A 13,415-nucleotide genomic window follows, 5' to 3' on the forward strand; every position below is an offset into this window, starting at 1 on the left:
GACTTTTTATTATTTCGGTTCATCGAGTAAAAGGATCATAATTAAGCCAATCACCGCACAGATACCAAAGTAAGAGAAAACAGCATCAAACTTACCGGTCATATCTAACAATAACCCTGCCATCATAGGTGAAACGAAGCCCCCTAAGTTTCCTCCACTATTCACAACAGATATCGCAATTGGATAGTTATTATTATCAGCGACTCCCATTGGATAAGCAGTAAATGCAGGCCAGCCAATATTCAAGAACAAACCAACCGAGAAAAGGGCAAGTGCAACTGCGGTCGTGCTTTCGGGTACATTCAACATCACTAACATCATCGCAACCGTCGCTACTGCGGTAAAAAGCATGGTGGGTTTACGACGACGACCAAAAACTTTATCAGAGATCCAGCCACCAAAAATCGAACCGATAAACCCACCAATAAATGGCATTGATGCAACAAAGCCCATCTTCATAAATGAAAAGCCTTTTTCATTTACCAGATAAGACGGTATCCAGGTTAATATTCCATATAAAATACTTACCATCATGAAATAAGAAATAGTATTACACCAAATATTTTTAGATTTAAATATTTGGGAAGCTGAACTTAATGGTGTGACTGATTTAACACGAATAAATTTATCTAACGTATTAAATTTAGGACTCAAAACAATATTGCCTTCTATTTTCTTTTCTGCAATTTCTGAATTATCGGCACGAATATAATCTAATTCACTTTGCGAAACAAAGCGACTTTCCTCTGGTTTTGTTCTAACAAATAAATACCAAATAATTGCGAGAAAAATACCGGGAATAGCAAATAAAATAAAAACCCAACGCCATCCATAAGTTAATGCAATCCAAACGACTAATGGTGGAACAATAATCGGAGCAAACATCGTTGAAGCAATATAAACGCCAGTGGCAGTTGCTTTTTCTTTTGCTGGAAACCAGTTATTAATTGTCGACGTTAGCCCGACAGGAGTTGGTGCTTCGGCCATACCTAGGCCAAGACGCAACCACTTAATAGCAAAGGCAGATTGGGCTAAGCCAATAAACCAAGTCATGGCAGAAAAACCGAGAATGGATAATGACACCATACCTCTGATCCCACGTTTTGCCATCCAAAATCCTGCGGGTATTTGGCATAAAGCATAACCGAGGAAAAACATACTCGCGAGAGAGCCCGCTTCTAAATTAGTTAATTTAAACTCATCAGTAATAAAAGGTAAAACCGCACCAATATTACTTCTGTCTGCATAATTTACAGCATAGACGATAAAAATCAGGGCTAATACCACCCAACGATAATTCGTCTTTGGCCTAATCGGATTTGAATTTATCATTATTTTCGCTCCAGAGCAGTTTATTATTTAATACACGTTTTATTACCTGCTTTTTTAAGAATGAAACGATCCCTGCTAATTCATTAAAATTAACATTTAGGAACGTTATTTAATTTAAACTTACTTCAACTGATTTTATTTACTCGACAAGCTATGCATTGTTTCTTTTAATAAAGGATACAGCCCATTGTAAATATTAAACTGCTTGTTATAAGTATCTTGTGTTTTTTTATCTTGATTTGGTGTGAATGTGATATCTTCTGTTTTTATAATCGGCAAATCAGGGTCATTAATGCCACAGAAAAAACCGGCTCCTGTCGCACCAACCATTGCAGCACCAAAAGCCGCTGCGTCTGCTGTTTGGGCAATATTATATTCAACCTGAAGAATATCCGCTTTAATTTGAGTCCATAACGTATTACGTGATCCTCCCCCTACGCTGAGTAATTCATCTAATATCACTCCCCATTTTTCATTAGCAATATTCAAAATTTGTTTTAAACCATATGCTGTCCCTTCAAATGCCGCCCTGACCATATCATCGCGAGTATGATTTAGACGTAAGCCTATCCATGCTCCCGATGCATTAACATCCCAAATAGGGCTACGTTCTCCAGCTAAATAAGGCAGATAAATTAAGCCATTAGCACCAGGTACTGATGATTTTGAAAAGATCTCCAACTGTTCATGGTTATTAACTTCCGGCCAAACCGCCTGATTTAGCCAACTGAATGTCCCCCCAGTTGTCGACATCGCCCCATGGGCCAACCATTGATTAGGAACGATGTGGTATCGGTTCATAAAACGAGGATCAAAGTTCGGCTCTTCTAAGCAAAACGTAATGACCCCTGATGTTCCTGTTGATTCAAAAGCTGTTTCTGGGTCAAGTAGCCCAACGGCAAATGCCGCAGCAGCAGTATCTGCCGACCCTAAAATAATTGGTGTATTTTCTTTTAACCCCGTTTCTTGAGCGGCTTCTTTACTCACTTTACCAACCACAGAAGTGCACTGGTAAATCGGCGGTAAAATATCGTGATTAAACTTCCAATACCTTAATAGTTCTTTTGACCACTTAGGTGCTTTAGACAAAACTACTGCGCCAGAATACGCGGCTTGAGTCGGGTCAATGGCAGCTTTTTGACTTCCTAACTTTAAAGATAAAAAGCTATTAAGTAGCACAACTTTATGAACTTTTTGCATTAATTCCGGCTGTTGTTCTTGTAGCCATCCTAACGTTCCCACCCAACATGCGGACGGACTTGGACTATTACAAGAAAGCGCCCGAACATGCGTTATATTTTCCCCGAGTGTTTGCTGTATGAACCCTTCGGAACGTCCATCAAGATAAGTAATCCCATTTGCGACAGGTTTATTATGTTTATCCAATAAAACCAGCGTTGGGCAAGCAACAGAAAAACTCACAGATACGATATTCTTTACTTGAGAAGTCACTTCTCTGACTGCATCTGCGGTCTTTTTCCAAAAGTCATTTAAGTCGATTTCATGATTTTTGGGAGATTTGGAAATAATATTGGTATCACGTGAAGCCTTTGCCAATAATTCTCCATGGAAATTAAACGCACAAACTTTCACGCTACTGCTACCTGCATCAATTCCCAAATAGACACTGTCCATCATGCTGCCTCCAACGCCTGCTTTTAATTGTTATGTATAATAATTTTAATCGCGTCACCTTTTTGAGCGGTTGCCATGGCCTCGTTGATCTCATCTAAAGCAAATCGGTGAGTTACTAATTTCTCGATATCAATTAAGCCCGAAGAAATCAGTGTCAAGGCTTGCTGGTAGCCTTCTCGACTTAACGCACTGGCTCCTGTAAGAATAAGCTCGTTGTAGTGAATAATATTGACATCAATTTGCGCCATATCATCCTTTGAAAAGCCAGCAAACAGGTTAACTCGTCCTCCTTTTCTAGCGAGTTCCAATGCAGGATTAACTAATCCAGGGATGCCAATAGCAATAATCACAACATCTGCCCCCACCCCTTCCGTCAAGCCTTTTACCACATCCAGTAAGTTTTCTTGCTGGCTATTGACGACACGTGTGGCACCGCAATTTAACGCAGCCTGCTGGCGTTGTTCATTGAGTTCACTAACAATAATATTTGTCGCACCTGAGAAACGCGCAAGTTGCACATGCATTAACCCAATAGGCCCAGCACCAATAATGACCACAGTATCACCGAGCTCAATACCCACATTTTTTTGTCCATTGATACAGCAAGCTAACGGCTCAGCTAATGCTGCAGCTTCAAAAGACATTCCTTGCGGTATCTTAAAGACATTACCCGATGACAAAGCAACCTCGGGTATTCGAACATATTCCGCAAAAGCGCCATCAAATTCATAACCGATTGCTTGGCGGTTTAAACAGACATTTTCTTTACCGATACGACAATAAACACAAGAACGGCATGGCACGACAGGGTCAACAGCGATTGCATCTCCTACATTTAGTTCGGTCACATTTTCACCAACCTCGACAATTTCCCCTGAAAATTCATGTCCTATTACAGAAGGGTAACGTACACCTTTGGTTTTTTTACCGGAAATAATCCGTCCGTCAGTTCCACAAATCGCGGCAGCCTTGACTTTAATAACTACATCGCCTTTACCAACTTGTGGATATTTAACGTCTACCACTCTAAGTTCATTAGGCGCATACAATACCGCTGCTTTCATTTTTTCCTCCCCATGCATAACAGCTATGAACGTTGGTTATTTGCCACCCGCTTGCTTGTATTCCGCGATAGCTTGGTCAACCGAACAATCATCATTGATTAATGCATTCAGAGCCTTAATGACTGCTGTTGGGTTTTCGTGCTGCCATACGAAACGCCCGTACGTCACACCACCAACACCAATATCTAATGCTTTACGTGTATTTGTTAGGAAACTAACAAGATCGCTCCCCATATCGCCACCAGCTAAAGCAACCATCGCTGGGCAGCTATCAACGACAGATTTAAATGTCTCAGGGGAACCAGACCAGAGTGTTTTGATGATATCGACACCTAGCTCAGCACCTGCGCGAACACAGTAAGCGAGATTTTTCGCATCAAAACTGTCTTCAATCATTGGGCCTTTTGGATAAATATGTGCGACTAAAGGCAGTCCTGCGGAAGCAGCGGCTTTCGATACTTGACCTAAAAATGTCAATTGCTGTGCCTGTTCTGGTCCACCCATAATACAGCCGACGGAAATGGCGTCGGCTCCTAAACGAATCGCTTCTTCAACGTCAGCAACGGGTGTGTCATAAGCTTCATGGTAGGGTATGGAATAACTTGTCGCTTTCATGATGATAGAAACATCGGAAGCAACATACGGAGGATAAACCTTTTCAATAATACCTTTATGCATCGTAATGGCATCAGGTGCGCCCGCAACAACCTGTTTCATGACAGATTTAATATCACCAATTCCCGGTAATACACCACGTGTAATCGGATGATCCATAGTAATTGCAAGAAGACGACCAGATTTTTTATTTAATAATCTTTTTAAACGGATTTCTTTTCCTAAAAACATATTGATGACCTCTTTAAATCAATGAGTGAATTAATTAACTAAATTTTGAGGATGGCCAGATAAAAAGGCTTCGATATTGTCCATCATCATGTCTGATAAGGTTTGTATGGCTTCAAAACTAGCCCATGAGATATGAGGGGTAAGAATAAAATTTGATAACTGAGTTAATTTCATCATATAACTTTCTTTTTCTGGTGGTTCTGAAATACAAACATCAAACCCAGCACCTAATATTTTATTATTTATTAAAGCGCCATATAATGCTTCTTCATTAACGATCCCACCTCGTGCAGTATTAATTAAAATACAAGACGGTTTCATCTGCTCGAATTCTGGAAAACTAATTAAATCCCTAGTGGATTTGAGTAATGGACAATGAATAGAGATAATATCGCTTTTCGCAATAACATCTTCAAATGGTGTATATAGTGGGCCCATATTATTTGTGCCTTTGTATGTGGAAAATAGCACCTTCATACCAAAAGCTTTTGCGATATCAGCAACTGCCTTACCTAAGACACCATCACCAATAATACCAAGCGTCGACCCAGATAAATTATTAATTTTATAATCAAAATAACAAAACTGGCCTGACTCTTGCCAACGACCATTTCGTACTGATTGTGCATAGGCTAATAAGCTACGACGTAAGGCTAAAATCAAGGTAAACGTATGCTCAGGAACTGTATTTATTGCATAATTTCTGATATTAGAAACTAATATATTACGCTCATTACAAGCACCAATATCAATCACATCCGTTCCTGTTGCAGCGACAGAAATAAATTTGAGTTGCTTTGCAGCTTCAATAACTTTTTTAGTAATTTTTACTTTATTGGTAATAATAATGTCTGCATTTTTTACTCGCTCAATAATTTCATCTTCCGATGTTTTCCCATACAGTTCTAAACTATATTCTTTATTTATTTCCTTAATATTTATTCCTTCAGGGAAAGTTTCATGATCGAGAAACACGATTTTAACTGTCATTTTTATCACCACCCAATTAATCAACAAAATGAATATCAATTAGACTTTTTGATTTAATAAAATTATATAATTCACTTATCAGGAAGGCATTGTAAGAATGACTAGTTTTCAATGTTAAAAATTGAATATAGTTGTGCAAATGCACAATTTGTTATGAATTCGATCACAAGAATGTGATGAATAAAAAAATCGGCCACTTAAAACAAGTGACCGATTTAAAATAAAGTGAGTTAATAACTCTACATTAGAAAAAGGTTGGCATTTCCTCTATAACATCATATTTATCATCAACAAGATAAATCACTTTCCATTTATCAAATGTAATACAGGGGTGAGATGTCCCAAAGATCAGTATATCGCCAACTTGGAAATCACAATTTTCATCAAAAGATAAAATGGCATGTTGATCCATTAATCCGACTGTTTTTGCACTATTCGTTTGAAAATAGACTGGCTTCCCCTCTCGATATTGCATTAGAGGCTGAGGTAAACCTGCATCAAAGGCGACATCCCTTTTGCCAAAATTAACAATCGCTCGTCCCTTCTCAGGTACTGACTGAATTAATGCCACAATTTCCATCGCTGGCATCAAATCGCCATCTAACTGGCAGGCCATACTATCCCTAACTTTCAATGCTTTCTGGGCTTCATCATAAATACCGTGGTCATGTGTAATATAGCATCCAGGGCGGATCACAAACCGAATAGGTTTAGAAAGATGAAACTCTGCCATTTTTTTACTGACCAGATCATACCAAACTGAACCTGCCCCAGTGATTAATAACTCCCCTGAATAACGTGCAAATACGCCTAAGTTATCCAGTTTTTGACTGGTGGTTAACACTCGCTGTAAAAATTGCTGTATCTCTTCAATATCCTTTTGGGCATCATCGCTATGAATAACGCCTTCATAGAATTCAATGCCAGCAATCATCAAAGAAGGAAGTTTGGTTAACTCGTTTGCCAATGTGATGGCTTCTTCTTCACTTCGACACCCACAGCGTCCACCATTAACCCCTAACTCAATCAGAACATTTATGGTTAAATCTAACGATGAAAAAAAGGCCGCCAGCTGTTTTGCATGAGTCACGTTATCAACACAACAATAAATATTGGCTTGATTTAATTGCACTAACTCTGCAAGTAATCGAATATTGGTTTTACCCACGACTTGATTCGCAATAATGATATTCTGAACACCTGACTCCACTGCCACCTTGGCTTGATAAGCTGTTCCTACACTTAGCCCCCATGCACCTTGAGCAATTTGTCGTTTAAAAATGGCAGGCGTCATGGTGGTTTTACCGTGTGGGGACAACGAAACATTCGCCACATTCGAATAATGCTGCATCCATGCAATATTATTTTCCAGTTCATTACGCTTCACTACCACCGCAGGCAAGCATACATCCTCATGTAGAATATTTACCGAAATACCCTCTTGATTTAATGAGGCTGATTTATGCCCTACGCCTGCTAACACATTCAGTTTCGTCATTTTTTTTCCTCAACTTGCTGGTTACTGGCTTTTGGCTGTGTTTTCTCTCTCGTGAGTAATATTTTCTAGTACTTCTTCACGACTGAGTTTATTTTTTGGTGTTATCAATGTCACAACAACCGCACAGAGCAAACTGATGGCTAATGCAGGGATTACTGGATTACCTAATTTTGCAGACCACTCTGGCGTCAAGATAATCGTTAATGATGTTGAACTCCCCGCAACCAATGCAGCAATACAGCCTTGCCAGTTAAACCGATGCCAGAATTTACCCAACAACACGGTCACACACAGGCCTGACATAATCATTGATATCATTTTTGTAATGTAGCCGATAATGTCATTCGAAGTTAATGCAAAGATAAGTGCTAACAAGATGACGCCAAGTAAGAAGATACGAGATAAATTGATCGCTTTCTCTGGTGGAGGCATCTTACCTGTTACCATTGTATAGATATCACGTAGGATAATAGAAACACCCGCGATAGCATCTGAGCTGCCTGATGACATATTGGCAGACATACCTGCAATCAATACCACCATCGCTAACACATGCGGTAAAGCATTAGTTGCATATAAGAAAGCAAAGCTGCTGTTTTCTAAATTCGGCTCCATCACATGCGTTGCCATCCCGATAATCGCAGGTAGGAACGAAAACCCCATATACAGTAAACCTGTGATAATAAAGGACTGACGGATAGCTTTAGTTGATGCCGCTGAATAAATACGTTGGCGATATGATGGTGTCGCTAACACACCAATGCCAATGACCACAGCCAATGATATCGCAGGTAAAACGCCTAATTTACCAATACCAAATAAAGTAAAGGCGTCAGGGTCTGTACTCTTAACAACAACATCCCAACCACCGACATAGCTTACCGAAGCAACCGCTAGAATGATAAACCCGAGGAATAAAACAATTGATTGAAGTGTATCAATCCATGAAACCGCTTTATAGCCACCAATCCCCACGTAAAAAACAAAGCCAACCGCAATAATGATCTTCGCAACAGTAATATCAATATCTGCCGCCCATGCTAGGTATAAGCCGCCGCCAAGAATATGAGCGCCAAGCCAGCCTATCGATGCTAAGAATATTAATAATGCAACCAAGTTTTTCACTAGACGGCTGCCACCTGTGTAATAGCAAATCTCTTCACTCATGGTCATAAAGCGATAATTTCTTACTGGCGCAAATAACCAAGCCGTTAGTAAGATCCCCGTCGCTCCACCAATCCCATACAACATTCCCGCCCAGCCATTGGAATAACCAAAACTGACTGCACCGATACTTGAGCCCGTTCCCACCATCGTACCGACGGTTGAACCGAGAGTGAGTAACATTGGGAGCTTTCTGCCCCCAAGAATGAAGTCTTCACCCGTTTTTTGATGCCTTGTGACGTACCAACCCACAGACATCATCACAAATGCATATAACAAAAACCACATTAAGAAATTATCATGTTCCATAGTAGCCTCTCATCGCCTTAGCAATTAAGATTTGAATTTGCTGTTGAAGCAGGTGATATCCACTTCAACCATACAATCGACGACAAGGTCAGCAACAAAACACACCCGTGCAGGTGGGTTATCTGCAAAGAATTGCTGAAATACTTTATTAAAAGATTGGAAATAGCGCGCATCACTTAATACCACTTTCATATGCACAATATCTTGCGTAGCAAATCCCGCATCTTTCATAATGTTTAAACAATTCTCGATAGCCAATTTAGATTGAGCGATAATTCCGCCATCAATCACTTCCCCGTCAATCATGGGTGTTTGCCCTGAAACATACAGCCATCCGTCCGCTAACACGGCTTTAGCAAAAGGTAAAGATTGCCCGCCAGTACCTTTTGAGCCTTCAATTCCGAATCTTTTAATCATTTTTTTCTCTCTTTTATTTATTTCTTTCTAAGAATTTACCTGCTCTATTCCCTGTCATTTCTTTTTTGGTATAGGTCAGAACACCATTAACAAACACATATTCAATGCCATCTGCTTTTTGTTTTGGGTCTTGGAATGTGGCTGTTTCATTAATTTTTTCAGGGTCAAATACAACGATATCTGCAAAATAATTTTCTTGGATAAGGCCTCTATCCTTTAAAGAAAAACGTTGTGCTGACATACCTGTCATTTTGTAAATCGCAGTGGTCATTGGGAAAAGCTGCTCATCACGGCTATAGTGGCTAATAACTCGTGGGAAGGTGCCCCAAAGGCGTGGATGTGGATTAGGGTCACGTGGTAAGCCATCAGAGCCCACCATACTGCTTGGGTGCTGTAACACACGACGCACATCGTCTTCGTGCATTTGGAAATAAATCGCTCCCGCAGGCACAATTTTTTCAGCAACTTGGAAAATATCGCTACTCCACATAGCGGCTATTTCTTTTAATGTTTTACCTGCGACTTCAGGGAATGGCGTTGACCAAGTGACTAGAATGTCATAGTCTTCAGTGACTTGTGTGATATCTAAGTTTGATGAACCAGCACGATATGGATAACAATCGCAATTGATATCCTGCATGGCTTGGTATTTTTCAATGAGGGCAAGCGTTTCTTTTGTGCGTCCCCAGTTTTTTGCCCCAGCACACTTATGGTGGGAAATTTGCACAGGAACTTTTGCATGACGACCAATATGGAAGGCTTCATACATCGCATCAATGATACCGTCATATTCAGTTCGCATATGAGTGGTATAAATTCCCTGATGCTCTGCTAATAATTCAGCCAACTCACAAATTTCTTCAGTCGAAGAATTAATCGCATTACCGTAAGATAAACCAGTGCTTAATCCTAAAGCCCCTCCATCTAACGCAGAGGCCAATACTTGCTTCATATGAGCGATATTGTCTGGCGTCGCGGGTTTTAATAAGTCTGTCACACAATTATTTCTTAAGGTTGTATGCCCTATTAATGTCGCAACATTGACGGTTGGCATCACATTATTAATTTTTTGTTTATAACTGGCTAAATCAGCAAATTGAAATTCGTTTAATTCACCTAATAAATTAATTGGGTCAGGAACTTCGCCCTTTAATGTTGCACAGGCTGCACTGATACCACAATTACCGACAATAATTGTCGTTACACCTTGTGATGTTTTTTCGATATATTCAGGCTTATCAATCACAATTAAATCGTCATGAGTATGCACATCAATAAATCCAGGTGATAAAATTAAACCTGAGCAATCAATTATTTTTTCAGCATCTTCACTTATATTTTTTGATATTTTAATAATCCGTTCATCTTTAACGGCAATATCACTGACAAACTCACTTTTACCACTACCATCTATTACAGTGGCATTTTTAAAAACATAATCGTATTTCATTTGAATATCTCTTTAAGATTAATTAGTTTGATTTTTAAATGCGACATATGCAGATATAAATGCTCTCGCTTTTTCTCTGGTTTTCTCTGGTGTTTGGCCTATTCGATAAAGATCATTTCCCAACCCTGCACCATGGCAGCCAATACTTAGGTATTCATGCAAGTTATTCGGAGTGATGCCTCCTACCGCATAAATGGCAATATTTTTTGGGATCACTGACATCAGCGATTTCACATAATTAACCCCGAAAGGCGCTGTAGGAAAAATTTTTAAATTAACAGCACCGGCGTCAATCGCGGTAAAAGCTTCTGTTGCTGTTGCACAACCTGGAAATATTTCCATCTTATTTTCAAGAGCAGTCGTGATCACAGAAACATTAATGTTGGGTGTGACAATAATTTTAGCGTTCATTATTGCCAACTTTTCAACATTGCTTTTATTGAGTACAGTACCGGCACCGATTTTTAATTTATCGCCGTAGTTTTCAATCGCTAATGGAATACTTTTTTCCCACTCGGGAGAGTTAAGAGGAATTTCTATATAATTAAAACCTTCATCTGCAAGGATAGCGATATGTTCTAAAACTTCGTCAGGTTTTATTCCACGTAATATTGCAATAAGCGGTATTTCATTTTTAGAATTCATAACAATCACCTAATAAAAAACCATTAATAATATTTATTTGTATTGCGTTTCTTTTAATATTGAAATTGCACCCAATCCAGAAAAAGGCTGTTCCTTTTTATCGTCTAATAGGTGTATTTCCCCAGTGAAATAACTATCGTTTTTAATTAACTCTTGAAGTGCATCCGCCAAAATAGGTTTTCCACTAATAACAATTTTTATATCGCTAGTAATATTAAGAGCTTGGCTATGTTTTATTGCGAGTAAATCTGACGCCAAAATAGCTCCCAATAAAAAACTTGAGCGTTGGTCAAGTGTCGCTTCCGTGAAAAGGTCTAGTAGCCTCACCGAAAAACAACTTCTTGCAATCCCTACTTGCAGACTAAGCTCAGCACCTTTGCGTAAATATTCTTTATCTAAACATTGAACAAACTGGTGTTCTAAAGAGCTGGCTAAGATAGTCTGGTGCGTTAATGTATCGAAAATCTCCCCTGCCATCGTTGTTGCCAATGCAACCACATTATTATTTTCATCAAGACGTACAAACTTAGAATGCGAGCCGGGCAAAATGACTAAGGCAGGGCCAAGATCCGGTTGCTGTGTTAGAATGCCAAAAACTTCAACTTCTTCACCACGCATTACATCTATGCTTTCAATTGAATCAAACGTCATATTTGCCACGTTATTTTTAACGCCTGGTATAAAAATAATCGGCTTTTCACTGATTTCTTTGATAACACAAGGCATTGTGGCTTTAGCAAGTTGCTGCATTGAAACCGGGGTCACTTGGTGAGGTAAGTGACACAGCCCAATTTCGGATGTAATCATGCCTGATGCAACGAGCTGATAATTTTCTCTTTCTTCAGCATTCACTCCTGATAACAGCTTATCTAGCACTGTTTTTATCGATTGAATTAACAGCGTTTTATCGCCATTTTTTGCACAATCCCTAATACCAACTTCAACACTTTGTTCACGAACAACCGCGTTATTTTTCCATGCTCTAACTCGGGTATTCGTTGTCCCTGTATCAATGGTCACTATCAACATGTTTATCCCTTTAAAATAACGGAACATCGTTCCTTTTTTAATAACATACATTAAAATATAGGAATGTCGTTCCGATTTAATAAGAATAACGACAGAGATCACAATCAAAAAATCAAATTCAATGAAGATCAATACATTACGTACTGCATGTTTTTTCAGAGAAAAAGATAACATCGAGGTAAAAATGGAACGACGTTTAAATAATGAGTACAATGAAAGAGCTTAGCGTGAGTGAGGAGCCTACGATGACGAAAGAAAGTCAAGCAAACTCGTCGAGTATCGACAGAGTACTGACCATACTTGAAGAGATTAGTAACCATTCTGACGGAATTTCTTTGGCCGAATTGGTCAAGAATACGGAGATTCCAAAAACTACGGCTTTTCGCGTATTAGAAACACTAAAAGAACGCCAATATGTCAGCTTAGACCATCTTACAGAACGCTATAACCTTGACTTAAAAAGCCTTGAACTAGGCATTAAAGGCTTAATGAATGTTAATTTAGTCGAAGTTTCAATCCCTTATTTAAAAACGTTGTCGAGTTCAACGTTTGAAACTTGCTTTTTAGGGGTTTATAACAGTGGCCATGTGGTCTACCTCTATAAAAGTGAAGGAACGCTATCCATTCAAACCTCCGCAAAACTGGGTGCTCGACTACCCGCTTATTGTACTGGTATAGGAAAAGCTTTATTAGCCTTCCAACCGTTAGAAGAAATTGATGCAGTACTGGATAAACCGTTAACCAAATACACCGAAAAAACAGTTATCGACCGCATGAAACTGTATGAAGTTTTGGCTGATATCCGTATAAAAGGTTTTTCTTTAGATGATGAAGAAAATGAAGAAGGGCTTACCTGCGTAGCTAGGCCGATATTTAATTATACCGGTAATGTGATCGGCGCGATTAGTGTCGCTGGGCCGACTCACAGAATGGTTTCCAAAATAGACCGTGTTAATGAAGAACTTGCCCACGTTTGCTTACTGATTTCCCGCCGCCTTGGCTATATCGAGCCAACCAGCACTAAATAAAACAAAAA

Annotated in this window: 12 protein-coding genes; 1 reads left to right on the forward strand and 11 read right to left on the reverse strand. The window is 39.3% G+C overall.

What is annotated here, in order from left to right; all coding sequences use genetic code 11:
- Window positions 1-9: 9 nt before the first annotated feature.
- From PSF09_RS04935 to PSF09_RS04985, 11 genes are all read right to left on the reverse strand, one after another.
- Window positions 10-1,332, reverse strand: coding sequence for an MFS transporter (locus PSF09_RS04935; RefSeq protein WP_272664450.1), 1,323 nt, complete (start codon window positions 1,330-1,332; stop codon window positions 10-12).
- Window positions 1,333-1,467: 135 nt separating this feature from the next.
- Window positions 1,468-2,970: a xylulokinase gene (locus PSF09_RS04940; RefSeq protein WP_272664451.1), complete on the reverse strand. Its 1,503-nt coding sequence runs from the start codon at window positions 2,968-2,970 to the stop codon at window positions 1,468-1,470.
- 20 nt (window positions 2,971-2,990) lie between these two features.
- Window positions 2,991-4,031, reverse strand: coding sequence for a zinc-dependent dehydrogenase (locus tag PSF09_RS04945; protein ID WP_272664452.1), 1,041 nt, complete (start codon window positions 4,029-4,031; stop codon window positions 2,991-2,993).
- Window positions 4,032-4,067: 36 nt separating this feature from the next.
- Entirely contained in the window at window positions 4,068-4,877 is an 810-nt protein-coding gene (locus PSF09_RS04950; RefSeq protein WP_004259316.1) for a class I fructose-bisphosphate aldolase, read from the reverse strand.
- 30 nt (window positions 4,878-4,907) lie between these two features.
- Window positions 4,908-5,867 (reverse strand): D-2-hydroxyacid dehydrogenase, encoded by a 960-nt coding sequence (locus PSF09_RS04955; RefSeq protein ID WP_272664453.1) that lies wholly within the window; start codon window positions 5,865-5,867, stop codon window positions 4,908-4,910.
- 244 nt (window positions 5,868-6,111) lie between these two features.
- Window positions 6,112-7,365 (reverse strand): amino acid deaminase, encoded by a 1,254-nt coding sequence (locus tag PSF09_RS04960; protein ID WP_272683557.1) that lies wholly within the window; start codon window positions 7,363-7,365, stop codon window positions 6,112-6,114.
- A gap of 21 nt (window positions 7,366-7,386) precedes the next feature.
- Complete coding sequence (locus PSF09_RS04965) at window positions 7,387-8,838, reverse strand: sodium:solute symporter family protein (RefSeq protein ID WP_272683558.1); 1,452 nt, start codon at window positions 8,836-8,838, stop codon at window positions 7,387-7,389.
- Window positions 8,839-8,862: 24 nt separating this feature from the next.
- Complete coding sequence (locus PSF09_RS04970) at window positions 8,863-9,255, reverse strand: RidA family protein (RefSeq protein ID WP_004259329.1); 393 nt, start codon at window positions 9,253-9,255, stop codon at window positions 8,863-8,865.
- 13 nt (window positions 9,256-9,268) lie between these two features.
- Window positions 9,269-10,705 carry an N-acyl-D-amino-acid deacylase family protein gene (locus PSF09_RS04975; protein ID WP_272683559.1) on the reverse strand — a complete coding sequence of 479 codons (1,437 nt, stop codon included), beginning with the start codon at window positions 10,703-10,705 and terminating at the stop codon, window positions 9,269-9,271.
- A gap of 18 nt (window positions 10,706-10,723) precedes the next feature.
- Window positions 10,724-11,350 (reverse strand): 2-dehydro-3-deoxy-6-phosphogalactonate aldolase, encoded by a 627-nt coding sequence (locus PSF09_RS04980; protein ID WP_210837588.1) that lies wholly within the window; start codon window positions 11,348-11,350, stop codon window positions 10,724-10,726.
- 33 nt (window positions 11,351-11,383) lie between these two features.
- A complete protein-coding gene (locus tag PSF09_RS04985; protein ID WP_272683560.1) occupies window positions 11,384-12,592 on the reverse strand; it encodes a 2-dehydro-3-deoxygalactonokinase in 1,209 nt (402 codons plus the stop codon).
- 32 nt (window positions 12,593-12,624) lie between these two features.
- On the opposite strand from PSF09_RS04985, the gene PSF09_RS04990 reads away from it, so the two are divergent.
- Entirely contained in the window at window positions 12,625-13,407 is a 783-nt protein-coding gene (locus tag PSF09_RS04990; protein WP_004907793.1) for an IclR family transcriptional regulator, read from the forward strand.
- Window positions 13,408-13,415 lie beyond the last annotated feature (8 nt).

The organism is Providencia sp. PROV141 (genome assembly GCF_028481645.1).
Lineage (GTDB): Bacteria > Pseudomonadota > Gammaproteobacteria > Enterobacterales > Enterobacteriaceae > Providencia > Providencia rettgeri.